The 19082-nt window shown below is 72.4% G+C and carries 15 protein-coding genes; 5 read left to right on the top strand and 10 right to left on the bottom strand.

Annotated features, from left to right (window positions below; genetic code table 11):
* Nucleotides 1–260: 260 nt before the first annotated feature.
* Entirely contained in the window at nt 261–1514 is a 1254-nt protein-coding gene (locus tag E1212_RS26875; protein ID WP_131988240.1) for an MFS transporter, read from the top strand.
* Here the strand turns inward: E1212_RS26875 and E1212_RS26880 are convergent.
* The 6 genes from E1212_RS26880 to E1212_RS26905 form a co-directional block, all read right to left on the bottom strand.
* Nucleotides 1474–3162: an FAD-binding oxidoreductase gene (locus E1212_RS26880; protein ID WP_131988242.1), complete on the bottom strand. Its 1689-nt coding sequence runs from the start codon at nt 3160–3162 to the stop codon at nt 1474–1476. The genes E1212_RS26875 and E1212_RS26880 overlap by 41 nt on opposite strands.
* Nucleotides 3159–3926, bottom strand: a complete 768-nt coding sequence (locus tag E1212_RS26885; protein ID WP_131988244.1) for a lysophospholipid acyltransferase family protein — start codon at nt 3924–3926, stop codon at nt 3159–3161. Before E1212_RS26885 ends, E1212_RS26880 begins: the two co-directional genes overlap by 4 nt.
* The gene (locus E1212_RS26890) at nt 3923–4708 is read right to left on the bottom strand and encodes an SDR family NAD(P)-dependent oxidoreductase (protein WP_131988246.1); all 786 of its coding nucleotides are present in this window, start codon (nt 4706–4708) and stop codon (nt 3923–3925) included. Before E1212_RS26890 ends, E1212_RS26885 begins: the two co-directional genes overlap by 4 nt.
* A complete protein-coding gene (locus tag E1212_RS26895; protein WP_203417292.1) occupies nt 4705–6966 on the bottom strand; it encodes an HAD-IB family hydrolase in 2262 nt (753 codons plus the stop codon). Before E1212_RS26895 ends, E1212_RS26890 begins: the two co-directional genes overlap by 4 nt.
* Nucleotides 6967–7181: 215 nt before the next feature.
* Entirely contained in the window at nt 7182–9251 is a 2070-nt protein-coding gene (locus tag E1212_RS26900) for a HelD family protein (RefSeq protein WP_131988248.1), read from the bottom strand.
* A 52-nt stretch (nt 9252–9303) separates the two neighbouring features.
* Nucleotides 9304–10950 (bottom strand): DNA repair helicase XPB, encoded by a 1647-nt coding sequence (locus tag E1212_RS26905; RefSeq protein ID WP_131988250.1) that lies wholly within the window; start codon nt 10948–10950, stop codon nt 9304–9306.
* A 36-nt stretch (nt 10951–10986) separates the two neighbouring features.
* Here E1212_RS26905 and E1212_RS26910 point away from each other — a divergent pair, with 36 nt between their 5' ends.
* Entirely contained in the window at nt 10987–11493 is a 507-nt protein-coding gene (locus E1212_RS26910; RefSeq protein ID WP_131988264.1) for a GNAT family N-acetyltransferase, read from the top strand.
* A gap of 153 nt (nt 11494–11646) precedes the next feature.
* Nucleotides 11647–13302 carry an LCP family protein gene (locus E1212_RS26915; RefSeq protein WP_131988252.1) on the top strand — a complete coding sequence of 552 codons (1656 nt, stop codon included), beginning with the start codon at nt 11647–11649 and terminating at the stop codon, nt 13300–13302.
* Between the two features lie 13 nt (nt 13303–13315).
* On the opposite strand, the gene E1212_RS26920 is transcribed toward E1212_RS26915, so the two are convergent.
* The 4 genes from E1212_RS26920 to E1212_RS26935 all read right to left on the bottom strand — a co-directional run bounded on the left by E1212_RS26920 (nt 13316) and on the right by E1212_RS26935 (nt 17211).
* A complete protein-coding gene (locus E1212_RS26920) occupies nt 13316–14152 on the bottom strand; it encodes a DeoR/GlpR family DNA-binding transcription regulator (RefSeq protein ID WP_238992501.1) in 837 nt (278 codons plus the stop codon).
* Nucleotides 14153–14165: 13 nt separating this feature from the next.
* Entirely contained in the window at nt 14166–14969 is an 804-nt protein-coding gene (locus E1212_RS26925) for a carbohydrate ABC transporter permease (RefSeq protein ID WP_420814443.1), read from the bottom strand.
* A gap of 95 nt (nt 14970–15064) precedes the next feature.
* A complete protein-coding gene (locus E1212_RS26930) occupies nt 15065–15964 on the bottom strand; it encodes a carbohydrate ABC transporter permease (protein WP_131988256.1) in 900 nt (299 codons plus the stop codon).
* Nucleotides 15961–17211: an extracellular solute-binding protein gene (locus tag E1212_RS26935; RefSeq protein WP_203417297.1), complete on the bottom strand. Its 1251-nt coding sequence runs from the start codon at nt 17209–17211 to the stop codon at nt 15961–15963. Before E1212_RS26935 ends, E1212_RS26930 begins: the two co-directional genes overlap by 4 nt.
* Nucleotides 17212–17447: 236 nt before the next feature.
* Between E1212_RS26935 and E1212_RS26940 the strand changes: the two genes are divergently transcribed.
* Together E1212_RS26940 and E1212_RS26945 are read left to right on the top strand one after the other, a co-directional pair.
* Nucleotides 17448–18341: an SIS domain-containing protein gene (locus E1212_RS26940; protein ID WP_131988258.1), complete on the top strand. Its 894-nt coding sequence runs from the start codon at nt 17448–17450 to the stop codon at nt 18339–18341.
* 1 nt (nt 18342) lies between these two features.
* On the top strand, nt 18343–19082 hold a 740-nt coding region (locus tag E1212_RS26945; RefSeq protein ID WP_131988260.1), incomplete at its 3' end, for an ROK family protein.

Below are 19082 nucleotides of genomic sequence, written 5' to 3' on the forward strand. Positions count from 1 at the left end.
CAGATTCGCTCGAACGTCCACGACGTCCCACATCCCCACCGGTCCCATCCCCCCAGCATCGGACCATGATCAGGAACTGTCGCGGATGTCTCCGAACGCCCTGTCACACAAGTCCGCGGAACACACAGTCGTGATAGCAGCACAGAAGGTTGATGATCATGGCAGTACGGCCCGGACTTGCTAGACTGGCAGCAGCACAGGGTTTCGTGCGCGTCTGGTGGCGGGGAGACGCGCACCTGAGTCTTTTCCGGAGCCCTGTCGTGTCGCCCATCACCTCGTACCGCCGCCTCCTCGCTCTCGCCGGTCCGGGCTACGTCGTCGTGGCGTTCCTGGGCCGCCTGCCACTGGCCATGAGTCAGCTCGGCACGCTGCTGCTGGTGTCCGACGCCACCGGCCGTTACACCGCCGGTGGCCTGGCCGCCGGCGCGCTGGCCGTCGCGAACGCCGTCGGCGCCCCGCTGGCCGGAACTGTCGCCGACCGCATCGGCCAGCGGCCCGTGGTGCTGGCGCAGTCGCTGGCGGCCGGGCTGGCCCTGGCGGCGCTGGTCGGCGCCGTGCAGGCCGATGCGAGCACCCCCACGATGGTTGTCGCGGCCGCTGTCGCAGGATTCACGATGCCGCAGGTCGGGCCCCTGGCCCGGGTCCGCTGGCGGCCCATCACCCACCGCACCGGCAGCGCCCAGCCGCGGCTGGTCGACGCCGCGTTCTCCTACGAGGGCGCCGCCGACGAGGCCTCGTTCGTGCTCGGCCCGGCGCTGGTCGGGCTCGGCGCCGTCGCGCTGAGCCCCAGCGGCGCGCTGCTCGCCGCGGCCGGGCTGCTGGTGGTCTTCGGGTCGTGGTTCGCGCTGCACCCGACCGCCCGGCTCACCCACGCCGTGCGCGCGTCGGCCGCCGCCCACGGCGAGTCGTTCGTCACCGCGGCGTTCCTCACCCTGTGCCTGGCCCAGCTGCTCATCGGCGTCATCTTCGGCGCCACCCAGACCGGCACGACGGCGCTGGCCACGGCCGCGGGCACGCCCGGGATGGCCGGCCTGGTGCACGCGCTGCTCGGAGTCGGCAGCGTGCTGGCCGGGCTGGCGACGGCGGCGCTGCCGCAGCGGTTCGGCTACGACCGGCGCATCCTGGTGTTCGCCGTCGGTCTGGTGGTGCTGTCGTCGCCGCTGCTGCTGGCCGGTTCGCTGACGGCGCTCGTACCCGTCGTCCTGCTGCTCGGTCTCGCCGTCGCGCCGTACATGATCAGTGTGTTCGCGGCCGCCGAGCGGCAGGTGCCGCCCACCCGCGTGGGCGCGGCGATGACGCTGCTGGCCGGCGCCACCGGCATCGGCTACGCCGTCGGGTCCGGCCTCGCCGGCCGGCTGGCCGACCTCGGCGGGCACCGTCCCGCCTTCGCGGTGACGGTGGCAGCCGCGGCGCTGGCCGTGGTGCTGGCAGCCGTCCGGCTCCGGGTTCGGCGTGGGCCGGACGCTGCCGCCGTCACCACTCCCGGTGCGCCGGCAGCAACGTCCCGGGGTTGAGGTTGCGGCCGGGGTCGACCGACTTCAGCAGCCCGGCCATGACGTCCGTGCCGGCCGGCGAGATGTCGTCCTCGAGCCAGTGCGCGTGGTCGGTGCCGACGCCGTGGTGGTGGGAGATGGTGGCGTCGTTGTCGATGAACGACTGCTGGATCGCCTTCTTCACCACCCAGTACTGCTCGATCTGCTCGGCCGGCACGTCGGTGCTCGGCGGGAACGCGAAGGTGAAGTAGAGGCACGCGCCGGAGTGGTAGCTGTGCGACAGGTGGCACATCACGAAGCCCTTGAGGCCCAGCTCCGCATAGGCCACGTTGGCCGCCCTGATGGTGTTGGCATACAGGTTCATCAGCTTCGACCACGGCGCCGCCGTCTCGGACACGTCGCCCAGCGCGCCGATGTCGAGCAGGAAGTCGCGGATGTACGGGGTGTCGAACTTCTTCTGGTCGTACAGCGAGCCCGGGCCCTTGCCCAGCTTGATGCCGCCGTGCTTCTTCACGATCTTGCCGACGAGGCCCTTCTCGTACTTCAGGTGCGACTCGCTGCCCTCGTACCCGATGTAGGACAGGCACGCCGCGGAGAGGTCCCACCCGCGCCGCTCGAGCACGCTGAACAGGATCGGCCCGGCCTTCGCCGCCAGCCCCTTCGACGGCTTCTGCATGGACAGCGAGAACGCGGTCTCGTTGGCGTCGGAGACCCGGGTGACCGTGGGTGCGGCGTCGGACTCGGAGATCTCGTGCATGGCCGCGATGGCCGCGGCCCAGGTCGGGTAGAGATAGGCGATGATCTCGCGGTTCTCGGGCACCCGGTGCACGTTGACCCAGAGCTCGGTGATGACGCCCAGCCGGCCCTCGGAGCCCAGGATCATCTCGCGCACGCTCGGCCCGGACGACGTGCTGGGCAGTGGCCGCAGCACGATGACCTTGCCCGGCAGCACGACGCGCATGCCGCGGGTGATGTCGGCGATGTCGCCGTACTTGTCCGACTGCATGCCCGAGCTGCGCGTCGCCACCCAGCCGCCGAGCGTGGAGTGCTTGAAGCTGTCGGGCTGGTGGCCCATGGTCCAGCCGCGCGCGTTGAGCTGCTCCTCGAGGTCCGGGCCGAGCGCGCCGGCCTGGATGCGGGCGAGCCCGGCGGCCTCGTCGACCTCGAGCACGCGGCTGAGCCGGCCGAGGTCGAGCGACACGACCACTCGCTGCTCGGCCGGCTGCGGGGTCAGCGAGCCGGAGATGTTGGAACCGCCGCCGAACGGGATGAGCACGCCGTCGGCCGCCACGACGGCGTCGACCACCTGCCGTACCTGGTCCTCGTCGGCGGGGTAGACCACGACGTCGGGAACGCGGGGGAGGTCGCCGGCGCGCACCCGTACGAGGTCGACCAGGCCCTTGCCGTAGGTGTGCACGACCCGGTTGAGGTCGGTGGTGTCGACGTACTGTTCGCCGACGGCGTCACGCAGCTTCCCGCCGAGCTCGTCGCCCAGCTGCGAGGCCGGCACCTTGAGGTCCTCGAACGCGGGCGGCGGCGTGCCGGGCGCGTCGAGGTCGATGCCGATCTTCTCCATGACGAACGGCGCCAGCCTCGGCTTGTCCTCGTGGGTGAAGGCGATGCCCTCGACCCCCCAGCCCCACCACTTCTGGTGCTGCACACCCGTCACGACGCCTCCTCCTTCTGAGCGTGGTCACTCGGCCGCTGCGCCGGCGGGTCCGGCTCGGCCGTGTCGCGCGGTTTCCCCTCAGCGCCCGGATCGCCGGTCGCCACCATGGCGCCGACCTTCGCCTCGAGCCGCTCGGTCAGGTCACGGGTCCGCTCGCCCTCGCGCGGGTGAATGGGCGCGCCGATGACCAGCGTGACCGGAGGCCGGCCGCGCTTCGGCCACCATTGGCCGACCGGCATGGCCTCATTCGTCCCGATGATCGCCACCGGCACGCACGGCACGCCCTGGGCGATGCTCAGCGCCGCAGCACCGGGCTTGAACCGCTTGACGCCGCCCTCGGTGTTGCGCCGGGTGCCCTCGGGGAACACGACGACCGGGACGTTCTCGCTCAGCAGCTTGTTGGCCAGGCCGCGGCCCTTGCCCATGTCGGCGTTGGTGCGGCTCACCGGGTAGGTGTTGAAGAACAGCGACGTGGTCGCCTTCATCCACCACCAGCGGTAGAAGTAGTCGGCGGCGGCGTTGACGGCCATGGTGCGGGTGTAGCGCCGCGGCAGCTCGGTGATGAGCAGCGGCGCGTCGAGGTGGCTGCTGTGGTTGGCCACCACGACGAACGGCACGGCGAGGCCGTCGAGGTTCTCGGCGCCCCGCACCGTCACCTTGGTGGTGAGGTGCACGACCGGCCGCAGCAGCATCCGCTGGGCCACGAACCGGGCGAACCGGTGCCAGGCCGCGTGGTACCTCTTCGTACTCGGCAGTGCGTTCATCGCCGTCCGCTCACCAGTCGTGCGGTGACCTTGCGCACCGCCGCGCGGGGGGCGTGCTCGGCCAGCCAGGCCAGGACCTTGAACCGTGCCGACGGTACCGAACGATCGCGCCTCTTCTCGACATCGGCCAGGCAATCGGCGACGACGCGGTCGGCGTCGAGCCAGAGCGACGACGGGATGGAGCCGGTCCGGATGCCGGCCCGCTCGTGGAACTCGGTGCGCACCCAGCCCGGGAGCAGCGCCGTGACCTGTACCCCAGTGCCGGCCAGCTCGAGCGACAGGCTCTCGGAGTAGGTGCGGACGAACGACTTCACCGCCGAGTACCCGCCCATGGTGATGAGGCCGGCGACCGACGAGACGTTGACGATGACGCCGTGGCCGCGCTCGCGCATGGTGCGGGCGGCGGCCGCCCCGAGCACGACGACGGCCGTGATCATGAGGTCGATGGCCTGCTCGTGCTCGCTGGTGTCGTCGGTGGCCAGCCGCGCGTGCACGCCCTTGCCGGCGTTGTTGACGAACACCTCGACGGGGGAGTCGCGGTCGGTCAGCCGGGCGACGACGATGTCGGCCTGCGTGCGGTCGGCGAGGTCGGCCTTCAGCACCTCGACGTCGACGCCGTGCTTCTCGCGCAGTTCGCCGGCCGTGCGCTCGAGCCGGTCGCCGTCGCGCGCCACCAGCACGAGGTCGCAGCCGCGGGCGGCCAGCGCCTCGGCGAACGCGAGGCCGATGCCGGACGTCCCGCCGGTCACGAGCGCCCGGCCGGTGAGGAGCCGCCCGGTCATGCCCGCCGTGCTCCGCGGACGCTGCGCAGCACCGGTGACAGCCGGCCCTCGGCGGTGGTGGTCCAGCTGTGCACGGGCCAGCGCTTGGACTTGGCGTAGCGGTAGAGGCTGGCGTCGGGGTTGACGGCGTGGGGGTGCCCGACGACCTCGAGCCAGGAGCGGTCGGCGTAGCTGTCGCCGTAGGCGTACGAGCCGGCGAGGTCGTAGCCCCCGGCCTGGGCGTAGCGGCGCAGCCAGGCCGCGCGGGCCTCGCCGACCAGCGGCGGCGTGGCCAGGTGCCCGGTCCAGCGGCCGGACTCGTCGGACTCCATCTTGCCGGCCACCATGACGTCGAACAGCGTCGCCAGCGGCTCGACGAAGACGTCGATCTCGCCGGTGAGCAGGACGGTGCGGTGCCCGGCCTCGCGGTGCGCCCGGATGCGCTCGAGCGCGTCCTCGAACAGGCCGCGGTGCAGCGAGACCGTCACCTCGTCGGCGATGACCTTGCGCAGCTCGTTCTCGTGGACGCCCTCGTAGCGGCGCATGAAGGTGCGGATGAAGTCGCCGCGGTCGCGCCGCTCGGCCTGCAGGTAGCGCGGGCCCAGGGCGACGAGGTTGCTCAGCACCACCGGCCAGCGCGACAGCGGCTTCGCGGCCAGCTCGGTCCAGACGTAGTGCTCGACCAGCGTGGCAGCGGCGACCGTCTTCTGCAGGTCGAAGACGGCGAGGACATCGGTGCGCTGCGGCAGCTCGAGGAACGTGGAGCCGGCGCCGCCGCCGTCGCCGCCACTGCCCCGGGTGAGGCCGGGAACGCTCGGGATGTGGACCTTCTGCAGATAGTGCGCCCAGTCGATCTCGGTGACGTCGAAGCCGTGCTCGGCCTTGCGATCGTCGGGCAGCGCCGCGTGCAGCGCCCGCAGGTTGGCGTCGTCGAAGATGACCTCGGTCTCGGTGTACGGCTGGTACAGCGAGGTGAACTTGCGCAGGGTGTCGAGGTCGCGCCGGGCCCGGTAGATGGTCGAGATCCACTTGCGCGACCGCTCACCGGGCGGCAGCCGGTCGACGGCCTTGTCGGCGAGGTCGACGATGCGCTCGCGGCGGCGCAGCGCCCGCTCGACGACGCCGCGGTGCGGGAACGACCACGACGGGACGGCGAGGTGGGCGCCCTTGGCGTCCTTGAGCGGGTTGGCCTCGAAGTACTCGTGCACCAGCCGCAGCAGCCGGCCGAACGGCAGCGGGTTGGTGATGCCGGAGCTGACCTGGAAGTACTGCGCCTCGCCGGGCGGCGGCGGGGCGGCGGCCGCGGCCAGTGCGGCGTTGACGACGAAGTCGACGGGGATGACGTCGAGGACGGTGTCGGCCAGCGCCGGGAACTGCGGCAGCAGGCCCCGTCCGTACGCGGCGATGAGCGGGTCGGCCACCTTGAAGCCGTCGATCCAGCCCGGGAACGGGTGCTTCAGCGACGACTCGATGATGGTCGGCCGCACGACGGTGAGCCGGTGGCCGGAGCCCGCCCAGAGGTCCTCGGCGACCCGCTCGCCCAGCGCCTTGGTGAAGGTGTAGACGTCGGGCCAGCCCAGGCTCTGCGCCCGGGTGCGGCCGGCCTCGATCAGCTCGGACCGGACCCACTCCTGGCGGGCCTGCTCGGCGGTGTCGGTGACCACGCGCGCGCCGGCCCGGCCGTGCTCGGCCTGCGCCTGCGTGAGCAGCCGGCGCAGCAGCCGCGGGCTGCGCGAGAGCCGCTCGATGTCGGGCCGGGCGGCCTGCGCGTAGGTGAGTTCGGCCGCGCGGTCGACGTCGTGCTCGAGGCTGCGCTCCTCGGCGATGCCCTTGCGCAGCCCGGCGACGTATCCGGTGGAGACGTGCACGACGTGCGGGTCGGAGCCGCCGGCGAGCAGCGCCCGGTACAGGGACTCGGGACCGGAGACGTTGGCGGCGAACGCCTCGTCGATGGGCAGGTCGAACGAGACCGTCGACGCGGAGTGGACGACGACGTCGACGTCGGTGGGCAGCGGCGGCAGGTCGGCGAGGTCGCCCTCGAGGACGGTGACCCGGTCGCGGTACTGCCGCTCGGCCTCCTCCTCGCCGACGGCCGCGCGCCAGGTGCCGAAGACGGGCTTGCGGAACAGCCGGTCGATGCGGTCCTGGGCGCTGAGCGCCCCCCGCGGCCGGACGATGAGGCTGACCCGGGTGTCCGGGTAGCTGGACAGCAGCTTCTCGAGCAGTGCCTGTCCGACGAAACCGGTCGCGCCGGTCAGGAGTACGTGTGCGCCGTGCAAGATCGAGGATCCTCCGCTGGCCGTAGCGGCGCTCACCGGTGGGATCCCAGGGCACCGTGTCCGGCCCGTGCCAGGTCGAAGTCCGATGCCATGCGCCCTCCCCAGGCAGTGCCGTCGCTCTCGTCCGAGCGATGTTTCGGGGGGTGCCGATGACCCCATACGCCGTGCAGACAATACACAGAATGTAGCCCTTGGCGGGCATCGGCATCGTATCGCTACTGGTGAGTCAGCGGTGCGGGCAGCGGCTCGGAGTGCACGACGGTGAGCGAGGAGACAGCGCGGGTCAGCACGACGTAGAGGCGGCGCAGCCCGGCCGGCTCGGCGGCGACGATGGCGGCCGGCTCGACGACGATCACGTGGTCGTATTCGAGGCCCTTCGCCAGCGTGGCCGGGACGACGGTGACGCGCTGGTCGTCGGCGAGTTCTCCGTGGGCGACGCCGGCCCGCCGGAGTGCCTCGGCGGCCGCGCCGACACCGTCGTCGGCGACGATGATGCCGACGGAGCCCTCGCGCGCGGCGACGTCGGCGGCCGCATCGGCGACGGCCTCGACCAGGTCGCCGTCGGCGCGCGTGACGTCGAGCCGGCCCGGGTTGGACCGGACCGGCTCCGGCGGCGCGATGCCCGGCGCGATGACGGGGAGCAGCCGGCCGGCGAAATCCACCACGGACGCCGGCACGCGGTAGCCCTTGCGGAGGACTTCGAGATGAGCGTCGTCATGGCCGAGGTGGCGCAGCGCCTCGGGCCACGACGGCGTCGCCCACGGAGTGGTGCCCTGCGCGATGTCGCCCAGGACGGTGAGCGAGCCGGTGGCGGCGCGGCGGCCCACGGCGCGCAGCTCCATGGGCGAGAGGTCCTGCGCCTCGTCGAGCACGACGTGCCCGACGCCCGGCACCCGCTCGAGCGCGGCAGCCGCCTCGTCGACGAGGACGGCGTCGGCGTGCGACCACGGCGCGGTCTTCGGGCCGCGGGCCGGCTTCGGCCAGAGCAGCGTGGCCTGCTCCTCGGCGGTGAGGACGCCGTCGGCGGCGACGGCGAGCAGTTCCGGCTCGCTGAGCAGCCGCATGACCAGCTTCACCGGGTCCAGCGCCGGCCACAGCTGGTCGACGTACTGCTTCACCGGGCGCGAGCGGGCGACGGCGTTCTGCACGCGGTCGTCGGTGAGCTCGCCGGCCGCCTCCATGCGCAGCAGGATCCGGTGCGCGAGCCGCTGGCCCAGCAGCGAGCGGGCCGTCGTGTACCCGTCGCCTCGCTCGCGCAGCGTCGCGACGGCGTCGGCGACCTCGTGCACCGGGACCCGCCAGCGGCGTGTGCCGCGGGTGACGTAGAGCGTCTCGGCGGGCTCGGCGACGTGCGACCAGATGGCGTTGCGCAACACCGTCGCCATGCGCTCGTCGCCCTTGAGCGCCGCCGCGCCGGTGCCGTCCGCGCCCCGGATCGGGACGGTGCCGACCAGTTCGGCGACGGTGACCTGGCGAACGTCGACCTCGCCGAGCGTGGGCAGCACCTGGGCGATGTAGTGCAGGAACGCCTGGTTCGGCCCGATGACCAGCACGCCGGTGCGGGCCAGCCGCTCGCGGTAGGTGTGCAGCAGGTAGGCCGCGCGGTGCAGCCCCACGGCGGTCTTGCCGGTGCCCGGCGCGCCCTGCACGCACACCGTCCGGTCGAGGCTTGCGCGGACGACCTCGTCCTGCTCGGGCTGGATGGTGGCGACGATGTCGCGCATCGGCCCGACGCGCGGCCGCTCGATCTCCTCGGTGAGGATGCGGCTGGTGATGTCGGCCTCGCCGGGGTCGAGCAGGTGCTCGTCCTCGTACGACGTCAGCTCGCCGCCGGCGAACCCGTAGCGGCGGCGCAGTGTGACGCCGTGCGGGTCGGCGCGCGTGGCCCGGTAGAAGGCGCGCGAGACGTCGGCCCGCCAGTCGACGACCATCGGGTCGCCGTTGTCGTCCATGACGTGCCGGCGGCCGATGTGGAAGGTCTCGCTCGCGTCGTCGTCGGTGCGGTCGATGCGGCCGAAGAACAGCGGCAGCGACGGGTCGTCCTCGAGCGCCTTCGCCCTTCGGTACAGCGCGGCCTTGAGGTACTCCGTCGAGACGTGGTCCGCGCTCTGCGCCGTCAGCGACAGGGTGTGCTCGCGCATGGCGGCGAGGTCGTCGCGCGACTGGCGCAGATGCTCGCGCTCGGCCTTCAGGACGGGGTCGGCGGACACGGGCGGCCTCCTGGGGCTCGGCGGAAGATGGGGCTTTCCGACGGCCCGGTGCTCCGGTCCGGTCGCGAAGGGCATGGGAGCTTAGTTCGCGCCGGCCGGAGTGTCCACCGGATATTCGGCGACGGCGTCAGCTGTCGCGCAGGACGTCCTCGGCGTCGGCGATCTGGTAGGCGTAGCCCTGCTCGGCGAGGAACCGCTGCCGGTGCTGGGCGAACTCCTGGTCGACGGTGTCGCGGACGATGACCGAGTAGAACCGGGCCGTGCGGCCGTCGGACTTGGGCCGCAGGATCCGGCCGAGCCGCTGGGCCTCCTCCTGCCGCGAGCCGAACGTGCCGGACACCTGGATGGCGATGCTGGCCTCGGGCAGGTCGATGGAGAAGTTGGCGACCTTGCTGACCACCAGTGTGCGGATGTCGCCGGAGCGGAACCCGTCGAACAGCCGCTGCCGCTCGCGCACCGTCGTCTCGCCCTTGACCACGGGGGCGCCCAGGCGCTCGCCCAGCTCGTCGAGCTGCTCGATGTACTGGCCGATGATCAGCGTGGGCTCGCCGGCGTGCCGCTTCACCAGGCTCTGGACGACGCGGGTCTTGGCGTCGGTGCAGGAGGCCAGCCGGTAGCGCTCGTCGGGCTCGGCCGTGGCGTAGGCGAGCCGTTCGCGGTCGGACAGCGTGACCCGGACCTCGACACAGTCGGCGGGGGCGATCCAGCCCTGGTTCTCGATCTCCTTCCAGGGCGCGTCGTACCGCTTGGGGCCGATGAGCGTGAAGACGTCGTCCTCGCGGCCGTCCTCGCGCACGAGCGTCGCCGTCAGCCCGAGCCGTCGCCGCGCCTGCAGGTCGGCGGTCATGCGGAAGATCGGCGCCGGCAGCAGGTGCACCTCGTCGTAGACGACGAGGCCCCAGTCGCGTGCGTCGAGCAGTTCGAGGTGCGTGTAGACGCCCTTCCGCCGCGTGGTGAGCACCTGGTACGTGGCGATGGTGACCGGGCGGATCTCCTTCTTGGCGCCGGAGTACTCGCCGATCTCATCCTCGGTGAGGCTGGTCCGCTTGACCAGCTCGTCCTTCCACTGCCGGGCGGCGACGGTGTTCGTCACCAGGATCAGCGTGGTCGCCTTGGCCCGGGCCATGGCGGCGGCGCCGACCAGCGTCTTGCCGGCGCCGCAGGGCAGCACCACGACGCCGGAGCCGCCGTGCCAGAAGCCGTCGACGGCCTCGCGCTGGTACGGCCGCAGCGTCCAGCCGTCCTCGGCGAGGTCGATGGCGTGCGCCTCGCCGTCGACGTAGCCGGCGGTGTCCTCGGCCGGCCAGCCCAGCTTGACCAGCGCCTGCTTGAGGTTGCCGCGCTCGGACGGGTGGACGACGACGGTGTCGGGGTCGAGCCGGTCGCCCACCAGCGGGATGACCCGCTTCGAGCGCAGCACCTCTTCGAGCACGGCGCGGTCGGTGCTGACCAGGACCAGCCCGTGCACCGGGTGGCTGTCGAGCCGCAGCCGGCCGTAGCGGGCCATGGTCTCGGCGACGTCGACCAGCAGCGCGTGCGGGACGGGGTAGCGGGAGTAGTGGAGCAGGGTGTCGACGACCTGCTCGGCGTCGTGCCCGGCGGCGCGGGCGTTCCACAGGCCCAGCGGGGTGAGCCGGTAGGTGTGCACGTGTTCGGGTGCCCGCTCCAGCTCGGCGAACGGCGCGACGGCGCGGCGGCAGTCGTCGGCCTGGTCGTGGTCGACCTCGAGGAGCAGGGTCTTGTCACTCTGGACAATGAGGGGTCCGTCGGTCACCTCACCAGTGTCCCGTACTTTCGGGCTGTGAACGACATGGTCGAACGGGTCACCGCCGTCGGGGAGGAGCTGGCCACCTGGCTGCTCGGCTGCTGGGTCGACGTCACCAACGCGGGCGGGGCGGTCGGGTTCGTGCCGCCGGTCGGGCCCGAGGACGTGCGGCCCGCGCTCGACGCGCACCTGGCGGAGCTGTCGGCGGGGACGGCGTTCCTCGGCGTCCTGCGCGCCGACGGCGAGCGGGCCGGGTTCGGCTTCGTGGTCGGGTCCGCGAACCCGCTGTTCCGGCACTGGGCCACGGTGCTGCGGCTGCAGGTGCACCCGCGGTTCCAGGGTCGCGGCGCCGGCCGGACGCTGCTGGACGGCCTGGCCGAGCACGCGCGCGCCGGCGGGCTGGAGTTCCTGCACCTCACCTACCGCGACGGCCTGGGCCTCGGCCGGTTCTACGAGTCGTGCGGGTTCGCCGAGGTGGGCCGCCTGCCGGGGGCCATCAGGATCGCGCCGGGTGACGACCGCGATTCCGTCCTCATGACCCGTAAGTTGTAGAAGGGCGACAGGTCGGGCACGCCGGGAACGCGGGCGGGTCGGCGGGAGTTCGTCACGTGAGGCACAATGTCCGGCGACCCATCGGTAATACGGCCACATGTCCGGTGAAGGAGGCAGGCCCGCGTACGGGGCACGCGCGCGGCGGCGGCATCGATGAGCAGCGACGAGACGGTCGGCCGACGAGGTCGGGGGCGGCGGGGTTCCCGCATCGCCCGCGAGAGCGTGTCGCCCGCCGACTACCGCCGGTTCCTGCGCCAGGCCGGTGTCGGCGCCCTCGTGCCCGGGCTCGGGCTCATCTCGGCCGGGCGCAAGAGGCTCGGCTGGGCGGTCCTCGGCCTCTTCCTCGTACTGGCCGGCGTCGCCGCCTACTACACCGTCACCGGGGGCGTCTCCGGACTCCTCGACGCCGGCACCGACCCCGACACGCTGAACCTCATCGCGGGCGTGCTCGTCGGCGTCGCGGCCGCCTGGCTGCTCACCGCGCTGGTCAGTCTCTACCTGCTGCAGCCGCGCGGGTTGCGCACGCCGCAGCGGCTCCTCGGCGCGCTGGTCGTGCTGGCGGTGGCCTCGCTCGTGGTCAGCCCGCTCAGCCTCGGCAGCCAGTACGCCTACACGCAGCGCGGCTTCATCGGCAACGTCTTCGCCGACGACGACACCCGCAGCCTCACCCGTCCCGACAGCTCCGACGAGGACCCGTGGGCCGGGCAGCGGCGGGTCAACGTGCTCATCCTCGGCTCCGACTCCGGGCCCGGCCGCGACGAGACCCGCACCGACACCGTCATGGTCGCCAGCATCAACACCGAGACGGGCGACACCGCCCTGTTCTCGCTGCCGCGCAACCTGCTCAACCTGCCGATGCCGCCCGACACCCCGCTCGCCGAGGCCTACCCCGAGGGCTTCCGGGGCCCCGAGGAGGACGCCTACTACTGGCTGTCCGCGGTGTACCGGTTCGTGCCGCACGAGTTCCCGGAATTCTTCGAGGGCATCCCCGACCCCGGGGCCGAGGCGGCCAAGCTCATCGTCGGCGAGGCGCTGGGGCTCGACATCTCCTACTACGTCATGGTCAACCTGCGCGGCTTCCAGTACCTGGTCGACGCGTTCGGCGGCATCGACATCGACGTCCCGTACCGCATCCCCATCGGCACCAAGGAGCAGTGGGGCCGCTGCACCGAGCCGTCGGGCTGGATCGAGCCCGGCGAGAACCAGCACCTCGACGGCTACCGTGCGCTGTGGTTCGCCCGGGCCCGCTGCGGTCCCGGCCCGGTCTCCGACGACTACGAGCGCATGCGCCGGCAGCGCTGCGTCATCGGCGCCATCACCGAGCAGGCCGACCCGATGACGGTGCTGCGCCGCTACCAGCAGCTCGCGAATGCCGCCGAGAACACCATGTCCACGGACATCACGCAGGACCGGCTGTCCGACTTCGCCCAGCTGGCGCTGAAGGTGCAGGAGTCGGGCGGGCTGCGCAGCCTCCCGTTCACCGACGACATCATCGAGTACCACGACCCCGACTACGACGTCATCCGCGAGTACGTCCAGCAGTCCCTCGACCCGCCGGCCGAGACGCCGCCGCCCGCCGACGACGCCGGTGGCGAGCCGACGGGCGACGGCGGCGGCCCGGCTGCGGACGACCCGCCCGCTGACGACCCCACCGGCGACCCGGCCGACGAGGAACCGCCCGCGGACGCGCCGACGGGCGACGAGGAGCCGCCCGCCGACGAGGGCGAGGGCGACGAGGCCCCCACTCCGGGCGCCACCGAGACGCCGAGCGATGCCGACGGCGCCGTGAACGTCGACGACGTCTGCTGAGCGCCCGCCGTCGTCAGACGAGGTGGACGTCGACCCCGGCGGCGCGCAGGGCGGCGAGCTCGTCTTCGGGCGCGGTGGGGTCGGTGACCAGCACGCCCACCTGCTCGGCGTCGCAGATGCGGGCGAAGGCGCGGCGGCCGATCTTGTCGCCGGTGCCGACCACGACGACCCGGCTGGCCCGCTGCACCATGTCGGCGTTGATGCCGGCCTCGCCCACGTGCCGGCACGAGGCGCCGCCGGCCGCCGTCAGCCCGTCGATGCCGAGGATGAGCATGTCGAGCCACAGCTCGTTCAGCACCAGCGTGGCCAGCGGGCCGGTCATCTCGTACGACTGCGGCCGCGCGACGCCGCCGAGCGAGACGGTGCGGATGTGCGGGCGCAGCACCATCTCGGTGGCGATGTTGAGCGCGTTGGTGACGACGGTGAGCGCGTGCTCGCCCGAGTGCGGACCGTGCTCGATGCGGGCGGCGAGCCGGCGCGCCGTCGCCGACGTGGTGGTGCCGCCGTTGAACCCGACGACCAGGCCGGGCTCGACGAGGTCGGCGGCCGCCGCCGCGATGCGCTCCTTGGGGTCGCTGCCCGACGTCGCGCGGTAGCGGGCCGGCAGGTCGTAGGCGACCGCGGTGGCGAGCACGCCGCCGTGCGTGCGGGTGACCAGCTGCTGGCGGGCCAGCTCGGTGAAGTCGCGGCGGACCGTCGCCTCGGACACCGACAGGGCGGAGGCGGTCTCGGTGACGCTGAGCCGGCCGCGCTCGGCCAGCAGGTCGAGCATCTGGCGCCATCGGCGGGCGCGGTCGGGCGTCTGGCCGTCAAGCTCGGTGCCGGTGTCGTCCGGTGGGACCTCGGTCACGACGGCGTCCCCCTCACTTGACCGCTCCGGCGGTCAGCCCCGCCACCAGCCTCTTCTCGATGAGTGCGAACAGTATGACCACCGGCACGATTCCGACGATCGACACCCCGAACACATACTGCCAGGCCGACTCGTACTGGCCGACGAACTTGGTCAACGCCACGGACAGCGGCTGGTTCTCGGCCGTCGTCAGGATGACCAGGCTCGCGGCGAACTCGTTCCAGCAGGCGACGAACGTGAAGATGATCGCCGTGACGACGCCCGGCCACACCAGCGGCAGCGTGACGCGGCGCAGGATCTGCAGCCGCGACGCGCCGTCGAGCGCCGCCGCCTCGTCCAGCTCGCGGGGGATCGCGGCGAAGAAGCTGTGCATGATCCAGACCGCGAAGGACAGGTTGAACGCGCTGTTGACCAGGATCATCGCCAGCCATGTGTCGTTGATGCCCAGCGTCACGAACTGCCGGAACAGGCCGGTGGCCAGCACCGTCGGCTGCAGCATCTGCGTCACCAGCACGAGCAGGAGGAAGACCAGCCGGCCGGGGAACCGGTGCCGCGCGGTGTAGTACGCGGCCGGCGCGGCGACCGCCAGCACCACCAGCGTCGCGCAGACCGAGATGACGATCGTCGACACCAGGTTGTACGGCAGCGGCGTCTCGGGCGTGGACCACATGTCCACGTAGTTCGACGGCACCCACTCCTGCGGCAGGTACGTCGGCGGGACGCGCAGGATCTCCGAGCGCGACTTGAACGACCCGACCAGCATGATCAGGTACGGCAGTACGAAGACCAGCGCGATGAGGGCCCCGGCGACCGCCATGAGCGGCCGGCGCGGGCTGCGGGCACGGACGGAGGCGGCCACAGCTCTCCTTTCCCTCGTGGGCCTCGCCCCTGCGTGGGACCTTGCCGCCGGCATCACTCGTCGTCCCTCATCGGCTTGACGACCTTCAGGTACACGAGGATCACGGCGAGCACGATGAGGAAGTTGACGATGCTCAGCGCGCTGGCGGTGTCGATCTGCCGGTCCGCCCGGATGAACTTGAAGATCAGCGTCGTGGTGGTGTCGGCGTTGTAGCCGGGGATCGAGCCGGTGATGACCTGCAGGATCGGCAGCGAGTTGAACACGTTGATGATGTTGATGATCGTGGCGACGGCCAGCGCCGGGCGCAGCAGCGGCAGGATGATCCGCCGGTACGCCGCCCACGGCCCGGCGCCGTCCATCTGCGCCGCCTCGCGCACGTCGTCCGGGATCGTCTGCAGCCCGGCCAGCAGTGTGTACGTCGTGAACGGCAGCGACACGAACACCGCGATGCCCATGGCCGTCAGGAACGCCGGCACCGCGTTGCGGGTGAAGCCGTACGGCTGGTCCAGCAGCCCGACGTCGACGAGGAAGGCGTTGAGGACGCCGTAGAACGGGTCCAGGCCGTAGTAGATGACGGTGGTGGTCATGACGACGCTCGCCGCCCACGGCACGATGACGGTGAGCCGCACGAACCGCCGTCCGGGGAACGCCTTGTCGAGGAACTGCGCCAGCCCCAGTGAGACGACCACCGTCACCACCACGACGCCGACCACCCAGACGACGGTGTTCAGCAGCACCCTCGACAGCGCGGTGAACTCCAGCAGCCGCGCGTAGTTGTCGAACCCGGCCGGGCCGTTGTCGACGCCGAACTGGCTCAGGTCGCGGAACGACGTCCAGGCCATGTAGCCGGCCGGGAAGAACACCACGCCGGCGACGAGGACCAGCGTCGGCCCGAGCCACGGGAGGGCTCGGGCCGTCGCGGTCCAGCGCGCCGGGCGACCGCCCGTCGTCATGCGTTGTCGGCGGCGGCCTGGATCTGCTGCAGCACGGACGCGGCGTCCTGGGTCTGGATCTGGCCGACCAGGCTCTGCAGCGCGCCCTGGGTGGCGGCCCAGGCCTCGTTGGTGCTCGGATAGAACTGCGCGTCGGGCAGCACCTCGAGGAAGTCGGCGAACCGCTCGGCGTTGGCGGTGCCCTCGGCGCCGGACTTCGTGGTGGGCAGGAAGCCCTCGGTGTCGACGAAGCTCAGGTAGGTGTCGGTGGCGAAGAAGTGGTCGAGGAAGGCCCTGATGGCGTCCTGCTTGTCGTCGTCGTTGCGGAACGCCATGAGGTGGTCGGCGACGCCCAGCGTGACGGGGGAGCCGTCCTGCGTGGGCACCGGCGCGATGCCGTAGTCGAGCGCGGGGTTGCGCTCCTCGATCTGCCCGATGGTCGGCGGCAGTCCGACGGCCATGGCGATCTGGCCCTGCACGAACACGTCGAGCATGGGGGTGCGGTCGGTGGCACCGGGGTCGGGCTGGGTGGCGCCCTCGTCGATCATGCGCTTCATGAACTCGACGGCCGCGAGGTTCTCCGGGGTGTCGACGGTGATGGCGTCGCCGTCGGTCCAGGAACCGCCGCCGCCGAACGTCCAGATCGAGGTCTCGGCCTGCGCCTCCTCGCTGCCCAGCGGCATGCCGTAGCCGTAGACGCCGGTGCCCAGCGCGGCGACGGCGGTGCCCGCGGCCAGCAGGTCGTCCCAGGTGGCCGGTGGCTCGGCGATGCCGGCCTGGGCGAGCACGTCCTCGTTGTAGAACAGCGCCCGCGCCGACGCGATCATCGGCAGGCCGTAGACGGTGCCGTCGAGCGAGGCGTTCTCGATGAACGACTCCTGGAAGTCGCCGAAGGTCTCCTCGGACACGATCTCGTCGGCCGGGTACAGCAGGTAGTCCTTGGCGAACCCGCTGAATGCGTCGATGTTGAGGATGTCCGGCGCCTCACCGGCCTGCACCTTGGTGCGGATGACGTCGTTGATGTTGTCCCACGACTGCACCTCGAGGTCGACGGTGACGTCGGGGTTCTCGTCCTCGAACGAGGCGATGATCTCTTCCCACAGTGCGGTGGTGCCGTCGCTGTACTGCGGGACCAGCAGGTCGATGCTGGTGGCGCCCCCCTCGTCCCCGGAGCCGCCGCTGCCGCCGTCGTCGCCGCCGAACCCGCAGGCCGTGAGCGCGAGCCCTGCCGCCACCGTCGCCGCCGTCATGGACACCAGTCGTCTCACGTCGCCTCCAGACGCTCGGCGCGATGATTGATTGCATGCGTTTCATGCACGTTTCGCGCACAATCTGTCGATGTGGGCACCCATCGTGGCGATCGGGACAGAACGTGTCAACCGGTGTGACTCAATCGAAACTCGGCCGGCATGCGACAGGAGCCTGACCGAAGCTGAGCGTTTCGTGCCGAGTTCAGTCGATATGATGCACGTAACCGGTCGAGGCGACGAGGGACGGCACATCGATGACCGAACACGTCAGGGCGGAGATCGCCAGTCAGCCGGCCTGCTGGGTCCGGGTCGCGGACCTGCTGGACGCCGCGCGGCGGGTGTTGCCGTCACCGGGCGAGCGGGTCGCCGTCGCCGGCTGCGGCACGTCGTGGTTCGTCGCCATGGCGTACGCGGCGCTGCGCGAGCAGGCCGGGCACGGCGAGACCGACGCGTTCGCCGCCTCCGAGGTGCCGCCCGGCCGCCGCTACGACACCGTCGTCGCGATCACCCGCTCCGGTACGACGACCGAGGTGCTCGACCTGCTGGCGGCGCTGCGGGCCGACGGCGGCGCCGGGCGGCTGGTCGTGCTCACCGCGGCGGCCGGGTCGCCCGCCGTCGACGCGGCCGACGAGGCGGTCGTGCTCGACTTCGCCGACGAGCGGTCGGTGGTGCAGACTCGCTCGGCGACCAGCGCGCTGGCGCTGCTGCGCGCGCACGTCGGGCACGACCTCGGGCCCGTGGTCGCCGACGCCGAGAAGGCGCTGGAGGAGCCGCTCGACGGGCTGACCGGCATCGAGCAGGCGACGTTCGTGGGGCGCGGCTGGACGGTGGGACTGGCGCACGAGGCGGCGCTCAAGCTGCGCGAGTCGGCGCAGTTCTGGGCCGAATCCTACCCCGCCATGGACTACCGCCACGGTCCGGTCTCGATCGCGCAGCCGGGCCGGCTGGTGTGGTCGTTCGGGCCGCCGCCCGGCGGGCTCGAGACCGAGGTCGCCGCCACCGGCGCGACGTTCGTCACCGGCGACCTCGATCCCATGGCGCAGCTGGTGGTGGCGCAGCGGCTCGCGGTCGTGCTGGCCGAGGCGCGCGGGCTCGACCCCGACCGGCCGCGGCACCTCACCCGCTCGGTCGTCCTCCCGGGCCGCTGACATGGCGCCGCGGGTGGTCGCCGTCGACGTCGGCGGCACGGCCGTCAAGGCCGGGCTGATCGACGACGGCGGCCGGCTCGGCGCCGTCGACCGGACGGTCACGCCGGCGGCCGGGCTCGACGGGCGTCCCGTGATCGACGCGGTCGAGGCGGTCGTGCGGCGGCTGGCGGACGGTGCGCCGCCCGCCGCCGTGGGCGTCGTGGTGCCGGGCATCGTCGACGAGGCCGCCGGCATCGCGGTGCACGCCGAGAACCTGGGCTGGCACGACGTCGCGTTGCGCGCTCTGCTGGCGGACCGGCTGGGATGTCCGGTCGCGGTGGGACACGACGTGCGCGCGGGCGGGCTGGCCGAGCACCGGGCCGGCGCGCTGCGCGGTGCCGAGAACGCCGTGTTCCTGCCGGTCGGGACCGGCATCGCCGCGGCCCTGGTGCTCGGCGGCCGGGTCTTCGCCGGCGACGGGTACGCGGGCGAGATCGGCCACGTCGACGTCGGGCACTCGCTGGCGTGCGCGTGCGGCGGGCGCGGCTGCCTCGAGGCCATCGCGTCGGCCGCCGCCGTCGCGCGCCGGTACACGGCCGTCACCGGTGTCGCCGTGGGCGGGAGTCGCGACGTCGCCGAACTGGTCCGCCGCGGCGAACCGGCCGCCGTCGCCGTCTGGGACGACGCGCTCGACGCGCTGGCGGCCGGACTGGCACTGCTCACCGGTGTGGTCGCGCCGTCGGTGGTGGCGGTGGGCGGCGG

The sequence above is a fragment of the Jiangella ureilytica genome (genome assembly GCF_004348545.1).
GTDB lineage: Bacteria > Actinomycetota > Actinomycetes > Jiangellales > Jiangellaceae > Jiangella > Jiangella ureilytica.

Coding starts and splice junctions, on each gene's coding strand:
- E1212_RS26910 (WP_131988264.1), top strand. CDS start 10,987: ATGGTCGAACGGGTCACCGCCGTCGGGGAGGAGCTGGCCACCTGGCTG.
- E1212_RS26900 (WP_131988248.1), bottom strand. CDS start 9,251: ATGCCCTTCGCGACCGGACCGGAGCACCGGGCCGTCGGAAAGCCCCAT.
- E1212_RS26925 (WP_420814443.1), bottom strand. CDS start 14,969: ATGGCGGTCGCCGGGGCCCTCATCGCGCTGGTCTTCGTACTGCCGTAC.
- E1212_RS26915 (WP_131988252.1), top strand. CDS start 11,647: ATGAGCAGCGACGAGACGGTCGGCCGACGAGGTCGGGGGCGGCGGGGT.
- E1212_RS26890 (WP_131988246.1), bottom strand. CDS start 4,708: ATGACCGGGCGGCTCCTCACCGGCCGGGCGCTCGTGACCGGCGGGACG.
- E1212_RS26885 (WP_131988244.1), bottom strand. CDS start 3,926: ATGAACGCACTGCCGAGTACGAAGAGGTACCACGCGGCCTGGCACCGG.
- E1212_RS26930 (WP_131988256.1), bottom strand. CDS start 15,964: ATGACGACGGGCGGTCGCCCGGCGCGCTGGACCGCGACGGCCCGAGCC.
- E1212_RS26940 (WP_131988258.1), top strand. CDS start 17,448: ATGACCGAACACGTCAGGGCGGAGATCGCCAGTCAGCCGGCCTGCTGG.